The organism is Erwinia wuhanensis (genome assembly GCF_030484085.1).
Classification (GTDB): Bacteria; Pseudomonadota; Gammaproteobacteria; order Enterobacterales; family Enterobacteriaceae; genus Erwinia; species Erwinia aeris.
In genome coordinates this window covers 25,660-46,099 of the sequence record NZ_JAUJUH010000001.1, presented here as the reverse complement: position 1 = coordinate 46,099, position 20,440 = coordinate 25,660, and the positions used below count along the sequence as shown (strand labels likewise).

13 protein-coding genes and 2 tRNA genes are annotated in these 20,440 nt (G+C 55.9%); 5 read left to right on the top strand and 10 right to left on the bottom strand.

From position 1 onward, the window contains the following. Positions 1–48: 48 nt before the first annotated feature. Together exaC and QZH36_RS00180 are read right to left on the bottom strand one after the other, a co-directional pair. Complete coding sequence (exaC, locus tag QZH36_RS00185) at positions 49–1,569, bottom strand: acetaldehyde dehydrogenase ExaC (RefSeq protein WP_301729424.1); 1,521 nt, start codon at positions 1,567–1,569, stop codon at positions 49–51. A 153-nt stretch (positions 1,570–1,722) separates the two neighbouring features. Continuing rightward, positions 1,723–2,433 carry a glutamine amidotransferase gene (locus QZH36_RS00180; RefSeq protein ID WP_301729423.1) on the bottom strand — a complete coding sequence of 237 codons (711 nt, stop codon included), beginning with the start codon at positions 2,431–2,433 and terminating at the stop codon, positions 1,723–1,725. Between the two features lie 123 nt (positions 2,434–2,556). On the opposite strand from QZH36_RS00180, the gene QZH36_RS00175 reads away from it, so the two are divergent. Both QZH36_RS00175 and QZH36_RS00170 read left to right on the top strand, forming a co-directional pair. Then, positions 2,557–3,444 (top strand): DMT family transporter, encoded by an 888-nt coding sequence (locus QZH36_RS00175; protein ID WP_253460585.1) that lies wholly within the window; start codon positions 2,557–2,559, stop codon positions 3,442–3,444. Between the two features lie 45 nt (positions 3,445–3,489). Continuing rightward, positions 3,490–4,857 carry a CoA transferase gene (locus tag QZH36_RS00170; RefSeq protein ID WP_301729422.1) on the top strand — a complete coding sequence of 456 codons (1,368 nt, stop codon included), beginning with the start codon at positions 3,490–3,492 and terminating at the stop codon, positions 4,855–4,857. A gap of 201 nt (positions 4,858–5,058) precedes the next feature. Here QZH36_RS00170 and QZH36_RS00165 read toward each other — a convergent pair whose 3' ends face one another. The 4 genes from QZH36_RS00165 to QZH36_RS00150 form a co-directional block, all read right to left on the bottom strand. Continuing rightward, positions 5,059–5,613: a TorD/DmsD family molecular chaperone gene (locus QZH36_RS00165; RefSeq protein ID WP_253460579.1), complete on the bottom strand. Its 555-nt coding sequence runs from the start codon at positions 5,611–5,613 to the stop codon at positions 5,059–5,061. Between the two features lie 33 nt (positions 5,614–5,646). Then, positions 5,647–6,384 (bottom strand): phosphatase, encoded by a 738-nt coding sequence (locus QZH36_RS00160; protein ID WP_301729421.1) that lies wholly within the window; start codon positions 6,382–6,384, stop codon positions 5,647–5,649. Between the two features lie 37 nt (positions 6,385–6,421). Then, a complete protein-coding gene (gene ghrA / locus QZH36_RS00155) occupies positions 6,422–7,363 on the bottom strand; it encodes a glyoxylate/hydroxypyruvate reductase GhrA (RefSeq protein ID WP_253460573.1) in 942 nt (313 codons plus the stop codon). A gap of 86 nt (positions 7,364–7,449) precedes the next feature. Continuing rightward, the gene (locus QZH36_RS00150) at positions 7,450–8,910 is read right to left on the bottom strand and encodes a peptide MFS transporter (RefSeq protein WP_301252253.1); all 1,461 of its coding nucleotides are present in this window, start codon (positions 8,908–8,910) and stop codon (positions 7,450–7,452) included. A gap of 227 nt (positions 8,911–9,137) precedes the next feature. Between QZH36_RS00150 and QZH36_RS00145 the strand changes: the two genes are divergently transcribed. Beyond that, positions 9,138–9,225: transfer RNA gene (locus tag QZH36_RS00145), tRNA-Ser, on the top strand. A 592-nt stretch (positions 9,226–9,817) separates the two neighbouring features. On the opposite strand, the gene QZH36_RS00140 is transcribed toward QZH36_RS00145, so the two are convergent. Further along, positions 9,818–10,714 carry an ATP-grasp fold amidoligase family protein gene (locus QZH36_RS00140; protein WP_301729420.1) on the bottom strand — a complete coding sequence of 299 codons (897 nt, stop codon included), beginning with the start codon at positions 10,712–10,714 and terminating at the stop codon, positions 9,818–9,820. Between the two features lie 166 nt (positions 10,715–10,880). Continuing rightward, complete coding sequence (gene phoA / locus QZH36_RS00135) at positions 10,881–12,284, bottom strand: alkaline phosphatase (protein ID WP_301729419.1); 1,404 nt, start codon at positions 12,282–12,284, stop codon at positions 10,881–10,883. Positions 12,285–12,531: 247 nt separating this feature from the next. Between phoA and QZH36_RS00130 the strand changes: the two genes are divergently transcribed. Continuing rightward, positions 12,532–12,619, top strand: a tRNA-Ser gene (locus QZH36_RS00130). A gap of 440 nt (positions 12,620–13,059) precedes the next feature. On the opposite strand, the gene QZH36_RS00125 is transcribed toward QZH36_RS00130, so the two are convergent. Continuing rightward, complete coding sequence (locus tag QZH36_RS00125; protein ID WP_301253391.1) at positions 13,060–14,610, bottom strand: methyl-accepting chemotaxis protein; 1,551 nt, start codon at positions 14,608–14,610, stop codon at positions 13,060–13,062. Between the two features lie 1,088 nt (positions 14,611–15,698). Between QZH36_RS00125 and QZH36_RS00120 the strand changes: the two genes are divergently transcribed. Continuing rightward, on the top strand, positions 15,699–19,322 hold the full coding sequence (locus QZH36_RS00120) for a M12 family metallo-peptidase (RefSeq protein ID WP_301729418.1): 3,624 nt from the start codon (positions 15,699–15,701) through the stop codon (positions 19,320–19,322). A 141-nt stretch (positions 19,323–19,463) separates the two neighbouring features. Here the strand turns inward: QZH36_RS00120 and phoH are convergent, their stop codons facing one another. Then, positions 19,464–20,252, bottom strand: coding sequence for a phosphate starvation-inducible protein PhoH (phoH, locus tag QZH36_RS00115; RefSeq protein ID WP_301729417.1), 789 nt, complete (start codon positions 20,250–20,252; stop codon positions 19,464–19,466). Positions 20,253–20,440 lie beyond the last annotated feature (188 nt).

Genomic DNA, 20,440 nt, shown 5'->3' with positions numbered 1-20,440 from the left:
TTCTTATTGACGCCGCGCCCGTTCATTAACGACGCGCGGCGCAGGATGTTAAAAGAAACCCAGCGGTTCGGTGCTGTAGCTGACCAGCAGGTTTTTGGTTTGCTGATAGTGATCGAGCATCATTTTATGCGTTTCCCGCCCGATGCCGGACTTTTTGTAGCCGCCAAACGCCGCGTGTGCCGGATACAGATGATAGCAGTTGGTCCAGACGCGCCCTGCCCTAATCGCCCTGCCAACCCGATAAGCGCGGTTGATATCGCGCGTCCAGACGCCCGCGCCCAGCCCATAGATCGAGTCGTTGGCAATGGCGATAGCTTCCGCCTCATCTTTAAAGGTCGTGACGCCTACAACAGGCCCGAAAATCTCCTCCTGGAACACGCGCATACTGTTGTTGCCCTTGAGCAGCGTGGGCTGAATGTAATAGCCGCCGGCCAGATCATCGTCCAGCTTCTCCACGCCGCCGCCGGTCAGCACCTCTGCGCCTTCCTGCCGCGCAATGTCCAGATAAGAGAGAATTTTATCAAACTGCTGCTGCGAAGCCTGCGCGCCGATCATGGTGTCGGTATCCATAGGATCGCCGCGCCTGATGGTTTTAATTCTTTTTAATACCGCTTCCATAAAGGGCGCATAAATGGATTCCTGCACCAGCGCGCGCGAAGGACAGGTGCATACCTCGCCCTGATTCAGAAAGCCCAGCACCACGCCTTCCGCCGCTTTCTCTATAAAAGAAGGCTCGGCCTGCATGATGTCCTCAAAGAAGATGTTCGGTGACTTGCCGCCCAGCTCAACCGTTGAAGGAATAAGGTTTTTCGCCGCCAGCTCCAGGATATGGCCGCCGGTAGCGGTAGAGCCGGTAAAGGCGATTTTGGCGATGCGCGGATTGCCCGCCAGCGCCTCGCCCGCTTCACGACCAAAGCCATGCACTACGTTCAGCACGCCTTTCGGCAGCAGGTCGGCGATCAGCTCGACAAACAGCGTGATTGACAGCGGCGTCTGCTCCGCCGGTTTCAGCACCACACAGTTGCCCGCGCCAAGCGCCGGTGCCAGCTTCCAGGCCGCCATCAGCAGTGGAAAGTTCCACGGGATAATCTGGCCGACCACGCCCAGCGGTTCGTGAAAATGGTAGGCGGCGGTAAACTCGTCGATTTCCGCCGCCGTGCCTTCCTGCGCGCGCAGGCAGCCCGCGAAATAGCGAAAATGATCGACCGCCAACGGCAGATCCGCCGCCAGCGTCTCGCGTACCGGTTTGCCATTGTCCCAGCTTTCGTTGACGGCCAGATATTCCAGCTTCTCTTCCAGCCGATCGGCGATTTTCAGCAGCGTCAGCGAACGCGACTGGACGGAAGTTTTGCCCCAGGCTTCCGCCGCCGCGTGCGCCGCATCGATGGCGTTTTCAACATCCACCTTATCTGAACGTGGGAACTCGCCGATGGTCGAGCCGTTAACCGGTGACGTATTGGTAAAGTAATTACCGTTTACCGGCGCAACAAACTCGCCGTTGATAAAATTGCCGTAGTGCGATTTCAGCACGATTAAGGAATCCTGACTGCCCGGATATGCGTAGCGCATGATCGTCTCTCCGCGATAATTAACAATTAAACAACTTGAAATTAACATTAACAGAACAGGAGAAATTGACAGCCGGGCCGGGCGGAAAGTGTGACCGCGCCGAAAGGAAAGCGCTAAAGCGAGGAAAGAGGACGGCAAAGCCGCCCCGTTGCGTCAGGCGAGGCGCGCTATCGCGCGCGGCTGCTGACAAAAATTCTGCAAAAGCCGCAGCGGCCAGCTGGGTTCGGGGAGCGCTTCGCCAGCGGCTTCGGGCCTTGAGCTGTTTTGCTGACAGACCGCCATAATCGCCGACGTAAACTCGGGATGGAACTGCACCGAGAGCGCCTGTGGGCTGTAGCGAACGATCTGACACGGATCCATCACGGAAGAGGCCAGCACCCGCGCACCGGTCGGCGGTCGCAGCACCGACTGACGATGGGAAAGCCACGCGGAAAACTGCCCCGGCAGCGCGCCCAGCAATACATCTTCAGCGCCCTCTTCGTGACGGGTGATCTGCTGCACTCCCCCTTCCCAGCCACGCGGATTATCGCCCACCTTGCCGCCCAGCGCATAAGCCATAAGCTGATGACCATAGCAGACGCCCAGCAGCGGCAGCTGATGATCCATAGCGCTGCGTATCCAGGCGGCCGTACGCTCGCTCCACTCCGCATGATCGGTGACCATCGCCCAGGAGCCGGAGAGAATGGCCCCCGACAGCAAAGCGGGATCGGGCAGCGCTTCGCCCAGATCGGGACGCACGATTAGCCAGGCATCCGGCTGTAAACCCGCAGCGGCGATAAACCAGTGCTGCTGCTCGCCCACCTGCGCCATGACGCCCGCAGGCGGCGTTTCAAACTGGATAATAGCGAAAGGAAGCGCGTTCATTGTCTGGCAATCTCCTTATGCGGCTGATTCGGAATCTTACAAGAAAAAAGAGCCTTCACGCTTAACATCATGGCGATTCGTGCCATCATAGGCTAATGATTAAACACACTAAAGGATTGCGTTGTGGCTGTACGTCATTTTTTCCTGATTTTGCTGGTGGTCACCACCTGGGCTTTCAATAACGTTGCGGTAAAATGGGGGCTTGGCGAGGTGCCGCCGCTGTTTCTGACGCTGATGCGCTTTGTGGTGGTGGCGCTGATCCTGGTTCCTTTTACCCGCGTTACGCGTGAACAGCTGCGCTATCTGGTGCCGCTGGCCTTTACCTTTGGCTTTATGCACTTCTCGCTGCTGTTTCTCGGCCTGAAATATACCGACGCGGGCACAGGCGCCATCGTGGTGCAGCTGGGTACGCCTTTCGCGATGATCCTGGCGATGATTTTTTTGCAGGAAAAACTGTCGCTGGTACAGATGTTGGGCATCGCCATTTCGCTGAGCGGCGTGGTGGTACTGGCGGGCAGCCCGACCATTCCAACATGGTGGGTGCTGTGCCTGCTGCTTTGCAGCGCGGTGGGCTGGGCCGTCAGCAACCTTATTGTGAAGAAATCCCCGTCGATCAAGCCGCTTACCATGACCGGCTGGCTCTCTTTTCTGGCGATCCCCATCGTGGGCCTCTCGTCCTTCTTTATGGAAAGCGGTCAGCTGACCAGCCTGGTTAACGCTTCATGGCGAGGCTGGTTCGCGATTTTGTACAGCGCAATCTGCTCTTCCATCGTCGCCTATTCGCTGTGGTATGGCCTGCTGCGCACCTATAACGTCAATCTGATTATGCCCTATTCGCTGCTGACGCCGGTGCTGTCGGTGATTATGGGCGTGCTGGTGCTGGGCGACAGCATGAATATCTTTAAGGTTTTCGGCTCGCTGCTGGTGGTGGCCGGCACGGCGATTGCGGTGATCAACCTGCGCAACCTGAGGATGCACGCCCGCCTGCCAAAGCTGAAGCGGCTGCGCTAGCGACCGCCGATCTTCATTGCTATGGTTAAATTAAAGGAGGAAGCAATGACGACCCGGTTAACCGCACAATGCTGGCAACAGCTCTGGCAGGCATTACGCAATGACGACGCGCCCGATGTCCATTTTATCGGCGAGCAGCGTCTCCCTTCCGCCTTTCCGGTCACCGAGCTGGCGGCCACCAGCATGGCGCTGGCGATGCAGGCGGCCGCAGCCCTGACCGGCAATCCCGCCCGTCAGCGCGTCGATATGCGCCTGGCGTCCCGCTGGTTTCAACACAGCTTTCAGCCCGTAAACCGCTCTGCGCCCTCGCTGTGGGATGCCTTTGCCGGAGACTACGCCGCCGCAAACGGCTGGATCCGCCTGCACACCAACGCGCCGCATCACCGGGCGGCGATGGAAAACGTGCTGGGCACGCACGCCAGCCGCGCCGATTTGGCGCAGGCCGTCAGCCGCTGGGACAAAACCGCGCTTGAACAGGCGGTGATTGACGCGGGCGGCTGTGCGGCAGAGATGCGCAGCGTGGAAGCCTGGCGGCAGCACCCACAGGGGCAAAGCGTACGGCACGAGCCGCTGATAGCGCAAAGCGTACAGCCGCAGGCCGCCGCGCCGGGCTGGGCGCTGCCAGGGCTGCGGCCGCTGCAAGGCGTCAGGGTGCTGGATCTGACCCGAATTATCGCCGGGCCGGTCGCCACGCGCTTTCTGGCCGGGCTGGGCGCCGACGTGCTGCGGCTCGATCCGCCGGGCTGGCAGGAGCCGACGCTGGAGGAGGAAGTCACGCTGGGCAAACGCTGCGCGCGCCTCGATTTAAAGTCGGCGGCAGGCAGGCAGATTTTTGCACAGCTGCTGGGCCAGGCGGATATTCTGATCCACGGCTATCGTGCCGATGCGCTGAGCGCGCTGGGGTATGATACGGAGGCACGACAAAAGCTTTCTCCTGGCCTGATCGACGTCAGCCTGAACGCCTGGGGCTGGACGGGGCCGTGGCGCAACCGGCGCGGTTTTGACAGCCTGGTGCAGATGGGCTGCGGCATAGCGGAAACCGGCAGTCAGTGGCAGCACAGCGAGAAACCGGTGCCGCTGCCGGTACAGGCGCTCGACCATGCTACCGGCTATCTGATGGCCGCCGCCGCGCTGGAAGGCATGCGGCTCAGGCTGCAAAACGGCACGGGCTTCAGCGCCAGGCTGTCGCTGGCCCGCACTGCCTGCCTGCTGACCGATAATCCTTATCCCGAGGCGATGCAGCCCAAAAGGCTGGTTAGCGCACAACCGCATGATAACAATGTCGAAACGGAGATAAACGCCTGGGGGATCGGCCTGCGCCTTAAACCGCCGGTGGAGCTGCCCGGCACGCCGCTGGTTTGGTCTGCTTCCGCCTCGCCGTTGGGTTCTGCGCGCGCAGCGTGGCGGGATTAACCCGCTGGCTACGCGCCTGTTAGCTAATAAAGTAAAGCCAGATGACCGGGCCGTTTCGCGCACCTGTTAACTGACAAAGTACAGCAAGACGATCGGCCCGCTTTGCGCACCTGTTAACTGATAAAGTAAAGCCAGTATCGCCGGGCGCGGTACTGGCTTTACTCAGTGACTACCGGCAGGCCAGCCGGATTGTCCGCAGCTTTACGCTTCGTCTTCTTCCGCCAGCTCGTCGCGCATCGCCTGAATCGCTTCGCGACTTAGCGCGGCCAGCGTACGGTAAAACGGCGTATCGGCCCAGGCTTCCACCTTGCCCAGGAACTGACCGCACCACGGCAGCAGATAGTCGTCGAACAGCGTAATTTGCGCCTGTACCTCATCCTCCTGCGACTGATCCTCCAGCCAGGAAGCGGCCAGCAGCAGCGAGCCAAACCGATCGGCCGGGCCTTCGCCAAGCGGCATGCCACGGCTCTGCAAAAACGCCCGCACTTCGCTCTCCTGCGGGCCGTTTTCCCACTTTGAACCCTCCGGCGACACCTTGCAGTCGCTGCCGACAAACAGCGCGTTATAGTCAGCGGCCAGCGCCTGCGGATCGCTGTTCTGCTGCAAACGCGTCAGCAACTCGTCCTGCTCCAGCGGCCACTGCTGCTGCAGCTTACCCTCGCGCAACAGCGTAAACAGCGGCACCAGCAGCGGATCCTGCGGCTGGCGGTTATAGAGCGAGCCAAGGATGCGGCAGATAATCGAAAATTCATTCATCGGGATGGGTCCATAGCGTTAAGCGTGACAACGTCACAGGTCAGCAAATTCTGTAATGGTCGTGCCGGTTCTGCGCTGTAAAAAATCCAGCAGGCGGCGCGGCGTGACATTTAATACGCGTTCTTCAGGAAAATCCACTTCCTTCATGATCCGCAGACAATGCTCAAAATTGCCCAGCGTAAAGGCAGTATGGGAATCCGAGCCGCAGGCAATCCAGCCGCCGGCATCGCGTACTGCGGCTGCAATAGCACGACAGTTAGGCTCGCTGCCCTTGCGCGAGTGGGTAAAAGAGGAGTTGTTCAGCTCCAGTGCCACCTCATATTTTGCGGCGGCCTTGGCAATAGCAGGAATATCAACAGGGTATTTCGGGTTGCCCGGATGGCTGATGATATGCACGTTGCCGCTGGCCATAGCAGCGATCATCGCTTCGGTATTGGTCGCCTTGTCGCGCGGTGCGAAAACCGGCTCGTGAAAGCCTGCCACCACGATATCCATGGCCTCCATCATCGGCCCGGTACAGTCGATATCGCCCGCCAGGTTTTTAATATTGGCTTCAATACCGCGCAGGATGCCAATGCCGTCCACCACGCGCGGCCAGACCCGCATATTGATAAAATGCCAGTGGTGCGGCGCATCGGCCATATCGGGGCCGTGATCGGTGATCGCCAGCAGTTTGACGCCGCAGGTTTGCGCCTGCTGGACGTAGTCACGCAGCGTGCTATAGGCATGGGTGCTGGCAACGGTGTGCATATGAAGATCGACAGGGTACATAATTTCTCCTTGTTGACGGGCACTCGGCCCGGACGAGTTAGTAGCCTCGCGCCAGATCGACCTGACCGGCGGGCATATCACCCGCTTCACGCTGGCGGATGGCGTCAGCAATGTAGTCCATAGCTTCCTCCGGCAAGGTGACAGCCGCATTATGCGGCGTGATGGCGATAGCCGGATGCGTCCAGAAAGGATGATCCTGCGCCAGCGGCTCCTGCGCAAAAACGTCCAGCGCCGCCGCCTTGATTTCGCCCGCCGCCAGCGCCGCCAGCAGATCTTCTTCCACCAGATGCGCGCCGCGCGCCAGATTAATCAGATAAGCCTCCGGCTGAAGCTGACTCAGTAAACCACGGTTCAGAATGCCGACGGTTTGCGGCGTGTTCGGCAACAGGTTAATCAGCACGCGGGTGCCGGAAAGAAACTCGCTCAGCTGCGCTTCGCCGTGGAAACTGGTGACGCCCGGCAGCGTTTTCGGCGTACGGCTCCAGCAGCGCACCGGAAAACCCCAGTAGCGCAGGCTTTCCGCCACGCTGCGCCCCAACACGCCCGCGCCCAGAATGCCGATGGTAAAGGCGTCCCGGCCAGGGTTGCGCAGCGGCTGCCACAGCGCCTGGCTTTTCTGCTGCTGGTAGTCGTTAAAGCGGCGGAACCAGCCCAGCACGTGCCAGACCGCATATTCCTGCATCTGGCGACCCATGCCGGTATCCTCCAGACGAAACAGCGGCACGCCAGCCGCCAGCATCTGCGGATGTTCGCGCAGCTGGTTGAGAATATCATCAACGCCCGCGCCCAGCGCAAAAACGCCTTTTAAATCCGTACGGCCCTGCAGCATCGCTACCGGCGGCTGGCGCACCAGCGCGTAATCCGCAGGAGCCCGATCGCCCGGCGTCCATTCACGCACGCGGGCCTGCGGCAAACGCTGCTCTAATCCGGCCTGCCATTTTTTTGCATTAAAGGAAGGATGATAAAAAATGATATCCACGCGGCTTCTCCTGTTTTTCCTTCAGGCTCAGGGAAAATGCAGCCCGTGGCAAGCAAAAAATAAGGGGGCCGTTATGGCCCCCCTGGCTAGCGTGTCGTCTGGATAAGCCTGCGCAGCAGCGGCATCAACAGCAGCAGGATCAGACCTGTGGCGACGCTGCCGCAGCCCAGCAGCATGAAGATATGGCTGTAGCCAGGGTTGGTTAGCGCAGGCGAACTGCCGCTGTTCTCCGGCATCATGCCGGAAACGTGACCGGCCAGCACCGACGCGACGCCTGTTACCATCATCCAGCAGCCCATCATCACGCCCTGATAACGTAGCGGCGCCAGTCTGCCGATCATCGCGTAGCCAACCGGCGAAATCAGCAGCTCGGCCAGGCTTTGCAGAATGTAGCTGATCGCGATCCATTTGAACGCCACCATGCCGTCGCCGCCGGCCAGCATAATACCCACGGGCAAGACCAGCATCCCCAGCCCGATACAGAACAGCGAAGAAGCGAACTGCAAAGGAATATCGATGCGCCAGCCACGCTCGCGCATGTTACGAAAGCCCATTGCCAACAGCGGCCCGCCGAAAACAATCACCAGCGTATTGATGTTTTGCACCCACTGCGGCGCAACCCGGATGCCCCAAACGTTCAGCATAATATTGTGTTCGGTAAACAGCATCAGCCCCATCGGCGCCAGCTGGTAAAGCGTCCAGAACACCAGCGCGCCCAATGCCAGGATCAAGTAGGCGGCCATTCGGCGCTGTTCTTCCCGTGGGCGATGTCGCAGCGTAGTGGCGGCAAGCAACAGGAAAACAACCGCGCCAAGGATCAGGACAAAAGTGCCGGTAAAATCAGCATGGGTCAGCATCAGGCGGATAATCGGCACCAGCACCACCAGGATCAGCAGGCCCGCCAGCATCCGCAGCCGCAGCTGCGATTTGTTGACGTGCAGCAGCGGCGTATCGATATCCGCCAGCGTTTTCCAGCGCAGCAGAGAAATAACGATGGCGACGGCGTTGCCCAGCGTGGCGAACAGGAACAGCGCCTGGTAATGCTCCTGTAGCTGGAAATAGCCCGCGCCAGTGAAGCCGATAAAGAAGCCCAGGTTCATCCCGGCATAGTTCCACAGGAAGGCGCTTTCGCGACGGCTGTCTTCCGGCGTAAAACGCTGGGTCAGCATCATATTGATACAGGTTACGTTCAGGCCGCTGCCGGTGAGGAACATCGCCAGCCCCCAGTACAGCCCGTCCGCGCTTTGCCCGGAGAGGATCCAACAACCAATGACCTGCAACACCATACCCAGCACAAACAGGTTACGGTTGCTGAGGTAGCGTCCGCCGAGGTAGCCGCCAAACAGATGCAGCCCGTAGTTGAAAGCGCCGAACACGCCCATCATGGCGTTGGCCTGCGCCTCGCTGAAGCCGAGTCGTTTGGTGGCATAAAGCACCAGGGTGGAATAGAGCACGGCAAAGCCAAGGGTGGCGAAAATCTGGATAAAGAAAAGCGCGCGCGTACCTTCCTGCCCTGTCGCTCCACCGTTTTTAGTCTGGATAGTCACTGTGGCCTCGTGATTTTTTAGCCTGATAAAGCGAATCATTATGCACATTGTTCGGCCAATTGCGCTGATACCGTTGCGTTTTACTTAAGTAAAGGGTTCTTTTGCCGAATTTAGCAGCAGCCTGCTGCAAAAATGAGTAAACGAGCGGAAAAGTGCAGAAAGGGTGTTGACCCGCGCACGACTTTTCCCTACATTACCGGCCACGCAGCAAGCTTGCGTAACAATATGGTGAGGTGTCCGAGTGGCTGAAGGAGCACGCCTGGAAAGTGTGTATACGGCAACGTATCAAGGGTTCGAATCCCTTCCTCACCGCCATATTTAAAGAAAAAGCCTGAACTCACGTTCAGGCTTTTTTTATGCATGTTCCCCACGAGGAAGGGTGAGAACCCTTGACCGGGTTCGACAACCGGCTTCAGCCGGTTGGACAGTTCGGACGTCCCGCGGCCGAACTGCCCGCAGGGCGAGCAAAGCGAGTCAATCCCTTCCTCACCGCCATATTCAAAGAAAAAGCCTGAACTCACGTTCAGGCTTTTTTTTATGCATGTTCCCCACGAGGAAGGGTGAGAACCCTTGACCGGGTTCGACAACCGGCTTCAGCCGGTTGGACAGTTCGGACGTCCCGCGGCCGAACTGCCCGCAGGGCGAGCAAAGCGAGTCAATCCCTTCCTCACCGCCATATTTAAAGAAAGAGCCTGAACTCACGTTCAGGCTTTTTTTTATGCATGTTCCCCACGAGGAAGGGTGAGAACCCTTGACCGGGTTCGACAACCGGCTTCAGCCGGTTGGACAGTTCGGACGTCCCGCGGCCGAACTGCCCGCAGGGCGAGCAAAGCGAGTCAATCCCTTCCTCACCGCCATATTTAAAGAAAGAGCCTGAACTCACCTGCAGGCTTTTTTTATGCCCAACTTATTTATTGATGTCTGACGGCAGTTGCCACAGCTCGCCAAGCCGGTAATCCCATATTCTTGGCGAAAACTTTATCTTGCCTCTCTCTGGCGTAAAGGTCATTTCACTAAACCAGATATTTTCTTTATGCATAAAGAAATCCACCCGGCAGTAATCAATACCCTCTGCGAGCGTTTCCGCCAGTTCAAGCAGCCTGGCATAGCCAGCGGGCCGGGGAATGTCGCGCGGATTATTGCTCTGCCCCATAGTAAACGGCTGCAGGCGCCAGCCTTCATCATAAATATTGGTCAGCTTATTTCCGGCGGCATCCGTAAAATCCGCCTCTGTAAATTTCGCTTTTTGATGAAAGCAGTGAACGCGGTAAAGTTCCGGTGTAATATCCGGATTGGCGTTCGCAAAAATATCTATATACTGCTCGGCCAGGATAAAGGGTGGGATGTTTTTGTATTGCCATTCCAGCGAGACATAGTAAAAGTTACGATTAAGAAAAAAATCGAGCTTTTTATTATAGCGCGCTATTGCTGCCGCATCTTTGGCAAACACCATCTGGCAGCTGCCGCTATCATGGTTGCATTTGAGTACAAATTTATCGGGTAATGCAGCATAGTCAATATCCGCCGTGCGCCGCCACACGCCCAGCAATGGGATCAAATAGTTTTCGCCGATTTTCTTTGCAACGTAGTCACGGGCCAGGTATTTATCAGCCAGTTGGGTATAAAGATCGTTGCTGGTGTAGAGCATACGGTGGATAATTTTTTCATTCAACGACTCAGGATTGCGGAAAACATCTGCTCCACAGTGTCTTTTGCGGTAGGTCGTTAGCAAATATTTTTCTTCTTTCTGTAAAAGGTGACGAAAAATTTTACCCTGATGCTCAATCTTCTTAAATAAATACACTTCCCCGGCCCCTTATTAACAACCTGTCCTGATACAGGAATAATGGAGCCAGCCTGGTCATTATTACGCCAGGAAGAAATAAACCCTAAGTAAACAAGGCAAATAAAAAAGCACCGTTACCTTTCAGCAACAGTGCTTTTATATAATCAATCAGTTTTTATAAAGACTACTTAATTTCCATCGCGGCCTTCATGGTATAAAACAGATCGGTCTGATCGGTCAGCCCGACCACGTTAGCGGCGTGTGGCCCATAAGCGGCGATGCGCAGCTGCGTGCCGGTATGCTCCTGCGAGTCCTCTTCCGAGTTACCGTAGCTGATAGTCATCAGGCCGCCCTCTTTAGTTGCCAGCTTTTGCGTCAGGCCGGGAGCCTTACTGTCATTAGGGATAATCTGGCTGGAATGCGCATGGTCCGCCGTGACAATAACCAGCGTGTTGCCGTCTTTACGGGCAAACTCCAGCGCTTTCTGTACTGCCTCATCCAAATCTACCGTTTCGCCAATCTGGCCGCAGGGGTTTGCTGCATGATCCTGCTTATCGATCGACGCGCCTTCCACCTGTAAGAAGAAACCGTTCTGATTTTTGCTCAGCAGCTGGATAGCCTTATCGGTCATCTGCGCCAGCGTTGGCGTGGAAGCAGAACGATCGCTGTTTACCTCGCAGCTGATGGGGTTGCCTTCCAGATTACCGTGCAGGGTCGCTTTCGGCCCTTTCCAGCGCACCGACATATTGCCATCCGCGAACAGGCCCAGCACGGGTTTATCCTGCGTGGCTTCGGTAATAGCGTTCATGCCGTCAAGGTTATCAATCAGCTGGTAGCCGCGCAGCTTCGCCTGCTCGCTCAGCGTCTTGCCCTGCCACTCGCCTGCCTTAGCGCTTTCGGCAAAGGTTTTGCCGCCGCCGCCGAAAGTGACGTCAACACGGGCGTTCAACAATTGTTCGGCAATAGATCCTTTGCCGCCCTTTTCCAGCGCGTTGCCTGCGCACAGCTCGCTGGTTTTCTCCGGGCCATAGCATTTACGGGAGGTCACATGCGCCATCTGCGCGGCGGGCGTAGCGTCTTCCAGCTCTGCGGTAGAGACGTTGCCGGTCGCTTTACCTGCTGCCTTTGCCCTTTCCATAATCGTCTGATGATCTTTACCGTTCACATCCACGCCGATCGCCCCGTTATAAGATTTTACGCCGGTGCTCCACGCCGTTGCCGAAGCGGCGGAATCCGTAACGTAATCGGGCTTATGCGTTTTTTTGTCCAGCGAGTAATGCGTATACTGACCGGTCAGCGGCAGCGCATCGATGCCTTTGAAAAAGCCACCTGCGCCTTCAGCATAGTTACGCGCGGCGGTAATTTCGGAGTCGCCCATACCGTCACCGATCAGCAGGATAACGTTTTTAGCTGTTTTACTGCTCAGTGAAGCTTTCAGCGCTTCGGTCTGATCCTCGCTTAAACGGCGAGCCCCGCCGGGCTGTGTAATATCTCCCTGTGCGGCACGCTGATAATCGGCGGCCTGGGCGCAAAGCGTGATGGATAACAGCGTGGCGGTAAAGGAAAGCGTAAACAGGCTTTTTTTCATCAGACGGCTCCATGAGAAAACGTTTCTAAAAATTTCAGGCGTTTAGTTTGCGACACAATCGTGACGCTTTTGTGTCGGCCGCATGGCAACTTGATGACTACACCTGTGCGTTTCTCAATCGACAGCGAGCGCGGCCTGCTTACCGCTTAACCTGCCAGAATAAAAAGAGAAAATTCCCTTGACCGTTCGGCCCGGACTCCCTATAGTAGCGCCCCGTCGCCCGAGAGGGGGATGAAGTTTACAATATGGTGAGGTGTCCGAGTGGCTGAAGGAGCACGCCTGGAAAGTGTGTATACGGCAACGTATCAAGGGTTCGAATCCCTTCCTCACCGCCATATTCAAAGAAAAAGCCTGAACTCACGTTCAGGCTTTTTTTTATGCATGTTCCCCACGAGGAAGGGTGAGAACCCTTGACCGGGTTCGACAACCGGCTTCAGCCGGTTGGACAGTTCGGACGTCCCGCGGCCGAACTGCCCGCAGGGCGAGCAAAGCGAGTCAATCCCTTCCTCACCGCCATATTCAAAGAAAAAGCCTGAACTCACGTTCAGGCTTTTTTTTATGCATATTCCCCACGAGGAAGGGTGAGAACCCTTGACCGGGTTCGACAACCGGCTTCAGCCGGTTGGACAGATCGGACGTCCCGCGGCCGAACTGCCCGCAGGGCGAGCAAAGCGAGTCAATCCCTTCCTCACCGCCATATTCAAAGAAAAAGCCTGAACTCACGTTCAGGCTTTTTTTATGGCCAATCTCTTTTTTACCGCCTGGCCATATGGCATCAGGCAACTTTAAATACGGCAATAGCACGAGTCAGCTGCGCAGCCTGATCTTCCAGCGAAGCGGCCGCAGCGGCGGCTTCCTGCACCAGCGCGGCGTTCTGCTGGGTCACTTCGTCCATCTGGCTGACCGCAATGCTTACGTGCTCAATACCGTTGACCTGCTCGCCCGACGCTGAAAAAATCTCCGACATAATGCCGGAAACATTGCCGATGGAAGCAACGATGTCATCCATAGTTTTTCCGGCATTGGCCACCAGCTGGCTACCTTCTGTAATACGCAGGCTTGATGTTTCGATCAGCGTTTTAATTTCTTTAGCGGCTACCGCGCTTCGCTGGGCCAGCGCCCTGACTTCCGAAGCCACGACGGCAAAGCCCCGGCCCTGTTCACCAGCGCGAGCAGCTTCCACCGCGGCATTAAGCGCCAGAATGTTCGTCTGGAACGCGATGCTTTCTATCGTGCTGATGATTTCAGCCACGCTGTTCGAGCTGTCATGAATAGCGGACATGGTGGACACGACTTTTCCTACCACTGCGCCACCATGCTCCGCCACGCGTGACGCGTCAGAAGCGAGGCTGCTGGCATGTTGTGCGTTAGAAGAGTTCTGGCGCACTGTGGCGGTCAGCTGTTCCATACTGGCTGACGTTTCTTCAAGCGACGCGGCCTGCTGTTCAGTTCGGCTGGACAGATCGGTATTGCCCATAGAAACCTCTTTTGCGGCGCTATCGATAGAAGCGGCGGCGTTCTGGATCTCCGAAACGACTTTTCTTAGCTGCTCCTGCATCTCTGCAAAAGTAGCAATCAGCACGCCGGTTTCATCTTTTGACTGCGGGATCAGTACCGATGTTAAATCGCCATCCGCGATAGAGCGCGCCGCTTTAACAGCCTGGCGCAGAGGGACGGTAATCGCACGCGACAGCAGATAGCCCAGCAGAGAGGCGATAGCCAGCCCGGCAAGCGCGCCAACGATCAGGGTCAGCTTGGTTTGCGCTTCGGTAGCATCAACGGTGAGTTGCCTTTCCGCCAGTAAGCCCTTCTCTTCGGCAGCAAGTTCATCGATGATCTTCCGCATTCCGTCCATCTGCGCTTTGCCCGTGTTGGCATTAAAAGCCGCCAGAAACGTTTCATAAGAGAGCGCGCCGGTGTTCAGCGCCTGGCGATTTTTCATCAGCGGCGTAACAAAAGAGGCTTCCCACGCCTGTTCCTGCGCGGTCAGTTTGCTCAGCCTATCCTGCTGTCTTTCATTATCCGACGTCAAAGAGCGCGCCTTCTGCACGTGCTGAGAAAAGGCTTTCTGACCTTCCTGCCACGGCGCCAGCATCTCTTCTTTACCGTTTACTGCATAGCCGCGCAGCCCGGTTTCCATATTCACCAGGCTTTGGGTCAGCGATCGGCTTTCATCGATGACACGCCAGGTATGCACGTTCCAGTTATTGGAGTTTACAATGCGCGAAAAGTTAACGTAAAAAGTGCCGCACAGCAGCAGTAATAAGGCCGCCACGACGCCAAAAGCCGCTATAAATTTCGTACTGACCGAAAAGTTTTTAAACATCTTTTCCACGCTCTCAGAAGATTAAAGGTGCAAACATCGTTTCTGTTATACCCGTGCTTTATCGGCCTGCCTTTCGTAAGCTTTAGTAAATCTGCTTATTTTTTTGCTGTTGAACACGCAGACATTCATATAAGTGATTAATAAAACAGTTAAAAAACAAGAAGGCCGTTAAAAACAGAAAAAAAGAAAGCAAAAAACCCTTTTTAATTATGATGATAGCGATTTAATTCATAAAAAAACCGTTTCCGGTGCAAGGTGAAAAGCTTGAGCCACGCTAAGGTATTTGCAGGAATTTTGAAAAAAGCATCAACCATAAGGATATAAAACAAAAAGGACCCGGCTGATAAGGCTGTATCCCGACCTTAGCTTTTACCCTTCAGTAAGACTGTCGCTTAACCATGGTCATGCAGTCGATCGCAGGCAGCACCACTCCGCCAGCGTGGTGCTGCCTGCGATCGACTGCTTCCAGGGATAAAACCCGATGCCGTCATCAGCAAAGCAGCAGCCTGCCTGTACGTTAATAAAATTTTACAGTTGGCGATAAGCCAAATCCAACAGGCTATATAATAAAAGTCGCGGCGGAGTTTTCCGCCCGGTATCTTTATTTTAAAAACAGCAGACCTGACACAAAATATTAACTCGATTTTTACCCGGCAAATTCTGCCATCCGCATGTCAATTTTTAACCTTGAAGAAATACGTCACCTGTAACACTATAAAACAGTCATCTTAATAGTTTAAATTTAAATTCCGCTGACCATAAGATAACCCGGAAATATTCTGGCGTACTACCATGGAAATTTTCAGCTGACAATAAATAACGACCACCTTATAAAGGTTCTAAACGACTAATAAATAAGACCATCCGTATATAAATCCAATAATAACTCCTTTGACTAATAGCAGGAAAACATGAAGCGAATTTTATCGCACCTTGTCAGGTGCATCACTCTTATATTATTTATGTGCGGCAGCGCCTCGCATGCAGCAGTGCTTAAGCTTGCTGTCTTACATAACACCAACGAAAAATCGATTGTATCGCACAACCGTTATTTACGTAATTTATCCGCCTCCCCCATTACGGAAAAAATGGCGCTGCTTAAGAGTACGGACAATATCCCCCCGCAGGATATTGACAGCGTCAGCCTGACGCTGCCGGATGGCGGGCACGTCACTTTTCAACGCTGGTCTGAAAAGAAAGACGAAGACGGCAGCCTCACCTGGACAGGTGAAATTGCCGCCCCTATTACCAATCGGTTATCCAACGGCAATCCCGATCCGGAAAATACGGCGATCCTGATTATCAAACAGGGCAAAATCTATGGTTCGCTAACGTTCAAAGGTGACACCTTTCAGATCCTGCCGCTGGCTCAGGAAAAAAATTCACTGGTTATTATTAAAGTGGATGCAAATAAAGTCGCTGAAAAAGAAAAGCATGACGAGGTCTTCAGCGCCCCGGAAACCAGGGTTAACTGCCCGGCACCGGGAAATTATGAGGATCCGGCCCCTTCGCAACAGGTGGTTATCCGGGTGGGTCTGGTGACCACCAATCAGTCCCGTGCGGCTTTCTCTTCATTAGATTTTGATGCGCTGGCCAAACTTGCTTTTGAAAAAGTAAATCAGGGTGCCTTAAACAGTAACGTTCGCATCACTTTTGTTAACGCTGGCGTACTGAATCCTGATTACAACGAGAAAAGTACCCAGAGCCAAATGCTGCGAGATATGAATGGCGAATTGCGCAACGCTATCCTTGCCTTCAGACAACAGCACGAGGCCGATCTGGTAGTTCTGTTGGCAGTTCGTAGAGATCTCAACGGCATAGCCTGGGTCAATGCGACCAGAGAAAGCGCTCATGCCGTAGTCAACTATCTTGCCTTCACCGAAACCAATACGTTTGCCCATGAAATGGGTCACAATATCGGGCTGCAACACGACAGAGCCCAGAATGGCGGTAACCCTTATGGTTCCCCTTGCTATCAACATGGCTACCGGCGTCTGGGCACAGGGATGGACAGATGGCGCACCATCATGGCCTACAACTGCTCCCCTAACTGTAGCCAGGTCAATATGTTTTCCAACCCGCGCGTTCTCTTCCGCAATACGCCTACCGGAACTGCACAGTATGAGGACAACGCTCGTCGGCTCAATGAACGGCGTGGAATGATCTCAAGGTTTTACAGCAACGTAACGCCGAAAGCCGTGGTGCCGGGTAATTTCAGCATCCTTTCGCGTAGCAATACTACGTTAATCCGCGAGCTGGACGGCAGATCCAGTGACGGTTACGGCCACGTCTGGAAAGTATTAAGCGACGGCCCCATGGGCTTGCAGGAAGTCCCTTCTGGTCCTGTCGTCAGAGAAATCCACAACGTCGCGAACGTCAGAGCCGCCTTCCCTGCCAACTCTTCCGGCCAGGCTGTTTATGAACTGACGGTGCATGGCTCCAACGGCCGGGTGGATAAAAAAATTGTTACCGTTACCGTTACCGCTCCACGTGCGCAAATTCAGGGTGCGGCCAGCGTTAAACAGGGCGATACCGTTACCCTGAACGGTCAGGTAAACTTTACCGCTACCCGCTGGCAGTGGCGCCTGATAAACGGCAGCCAGACGATTGCTCAAAGTACATCGCGCCAGTTTACTCTGAATACACGGGGCTATGCGCCTGGGAACTATGCGGTCGAGCTGGAAGCGACCAGCGCAGACGGTATGCATACCGGCAGAAGCACCCATGTGTTAGAGATCACCTCTACCACACCAGTCGTGAAGCCGGTTGCCGTAGTACCTGACGATTTCAGCCTTATCTCCCGTTCCACCACCGCCGCCATCCACCAGCTGGACGGCAGCAGGAGCACAGGTAAAAGTTTTGTCTGGCGGGTGACCAGCGACGGCCCTTCCGGCCTGCAGGAAGTGGCGTCAGGCCCGATCGTAAGAGAAGTACAGGGTGCCGTGGCCCGCGCCGCTTTTCCTCGCAATACCTCAGGCATAGTCACCTATGAGCTGACGGCAACCGGTTCAGACGGCTCGGTGGATAAAAAAACCGTGACCGTCACCGTAACTGCGCCGCACGCGCAGATCCAGGGCCCGGCCAGCGTTAAGCATGGCGACAGCGTAACGCTGACAGGCCAGGACAACTTTACCGCCACACACTGGCAGTGGAGCCTGAAGCAGGGTGAAAAAACCGTGGCGGAAAGCAATGCGCGCGAGTTTGTCCTTGCGACAAATAACCATGCCGCCGGTCACTATCAGGTGGTGCTTGAAGCCACCAGCGCAGACGGCCTGCGTACGGCAACCAGCACCCATGCTTTAGAGATTATCGCTCCCGAGCCTGCCGTTGTGCCGGTAGCCGTGGTGCCTGAAGACTTCAGCTTCGTATCTCGTTCTACTACCGCCACCATCCATATACTGGACGGCAGCGGAAGTACCGGGAAAAGTTTTGTCTGGCGGGTGACCAGCGACGGCGCTGCCGGTTTGCAGGAAGTGGCGTCAGGGCCGATCGTAAAAGAAGTACAGGGTGCCGTGGCCCGCGCCGCTTTTCCCCGCAACACCTCAGGCATCGTCACCTACGAGCTGACGGCAACCGGTTCAGACGGCTCGGTGGATAAAAAAACCGTGACCGTCACCGTTACTGCGCCGCACGCGCAGATCCAGGGCCCGGCCAGCGTTAAGCATGGCGACAGCGTAACGCTGACAGGCCAGGACAACTTTACCGCCACACACTGGCAGTGGAGCCTGAAGCAGGGTGAAAAAACCGTGGCGGAAAGCAATGCGCGCGAGTTTGTCCTTGCGACAAATAACCATGCCGCCGGTCACTATCAGGTGGTGCTTGAAGCCACCAGCGCAGACGGCCTGCGTACGGCAACCAGCACCCATGCTTTAGAGATTATCGCTCCCGAGCCTGTCGTTGTGCCGGTAGCCGTGGTGCCTGAAGACTTCAGCCTCGTGTCCCGCTCCACAACCGCCACTATTCACCAGCTGGACGGCAGCAGCAGCACCGGTAAAGGCTTTATCTGGCGGGTAACCAGCGACGGCCCTTCCGGCCTGCAGGAAGTGGCGTCAGGCCCGATCGTGAGAGAAGTGCACCAGCAGAAGATAGTCAGGGCCGCTTTCCCTCGTAATGCCTCAGGAAAAGTGACCTATGAGCTTCTGGCTACCGGTACAGGCGGCGTTGTGGACAGAAAAACCGTCACCGTAACCGTGAGCGCCCCGCACGCGCAGATCCAGGGCGCGGCCAGCGTTAAACAAGGTGAAAGCATCACGTTGACGAGCCAGAGCAACTTTACCGCCAGCCACTGGCAGTGGAGCCTGAAGCAGAACGGCAAAACGCTGGCGCAGAGCACGGCGCGCGAGTTTACAATCGCGGCGCAAAATTATGCAGGCGGTCATTACCAGGTCGACCTGGAAGCAGCCAGCGCGGACGGAATGCGTTCAGCCATCAGCACTCATGCTCTGGAAATTATTTCCGTTACGCCGCCGCCGGCACCGCCAGCACCGCCAGCACCGCCAGCACCGCCAGCACCGCCAGCACCGCCAGCACCGCCAGTCTATCCGGCCTATGTGGAAGGCACAGCCTATAAAGCAGGCGAACGGGTAAGCGCAGCGGGCGGCATCTATGCCTGTAAATCGGCACCTTACACCGGCTGGTGTGCGGGCGCGGCCTGGGCCTATGCGCCGGGCACGGGCCTGCACTGGCAGCAAGCCTGGGATAAGGTGGAATAAGGCATGATACTCAGGCGTTTTTCGCCCGGGAGATCCCTCTGAAAAGGGAAAAACCGGCCTCGCAGGAGGCCGGTTTTTTATTATCAAAATGAGCGGTTAATTAACTGCGTTGTCTTCAGACGATATTTACATGCACCCGTTTTAGCCGTAGGCCATCAGCGTATGCTGGCACAGCTCCGAGCGCACGCAGTGTTGTTTACCAAAACGCACCACCCCAATCATCTCGTCCTCTTTAAAACGGGCCAGCGCGTCGCTAAGGCCGGACTGAACATGCGATGGCAAATCACATTGCGTGATATCGCCATTGACGATGACGGTGACGTTTTCCCCGAGGCGGGTCAGAAACATTTTCATCTGGGCGGCGGTGACGTTTTGCGCCTCATCAAGGATCACCACGGCGTTTTCAAAGGTACGTCCGCGCATATAGGCGAAAGGCGCAATCTCCACCTTGCCGATTTCGGGACGCAGGCAGTACTGCATAAAGGAAGAACCAAGACGTTTAACCAGAACGTCATAGACGGGTCGAAAATAAGGAGCGAACTTTTCTGCGATATTACCGGGTAAAAAGCCCAGATCTTCATCTGCCTGTAGTACCGGCCTGGTGACGATGATCCTGTCGACATCCTTATTGATCAGGGCTTCGGCCGCTTTGGCGGCGCTAATCCAGGTTTTTCCGCAGCCCGCTTCGCCGGTAGCGAAAATCAGCTGTTTACTCTCTATGGCTTTAAGATAGTGCGCCTGAGCTTCATTACGGGCCTCAATGGGCGAATGGTCGCGGGTATCGCGCGCCATGCCGATTGCGTCCAGCCCACCCATCTGCACCAGCGAGGTGACCGATTCTTCTTCACGCTGACGATGACTGCGTGAATCGCTACGAAGCACGCGCTTGGCTTCACGACGAGCTTTGATCACTGCTTTCTGTCTTCCCATAGTGGCACCTTACAGTTGGTTTCATTTCCCGCACCTGGAACGGCAGTGCGATTACGTGAACGCTTTAGAGGTTTTGCTGGCTTCCTTGTAAGCCTTGTCTGGCCGTAGAAATGGTACGCGGAGTGACGATGCCGGGCACCGGAGGGTGTTAATAAACTGGCTGAAATGGCAAAGGGAAGAGGAAGTCA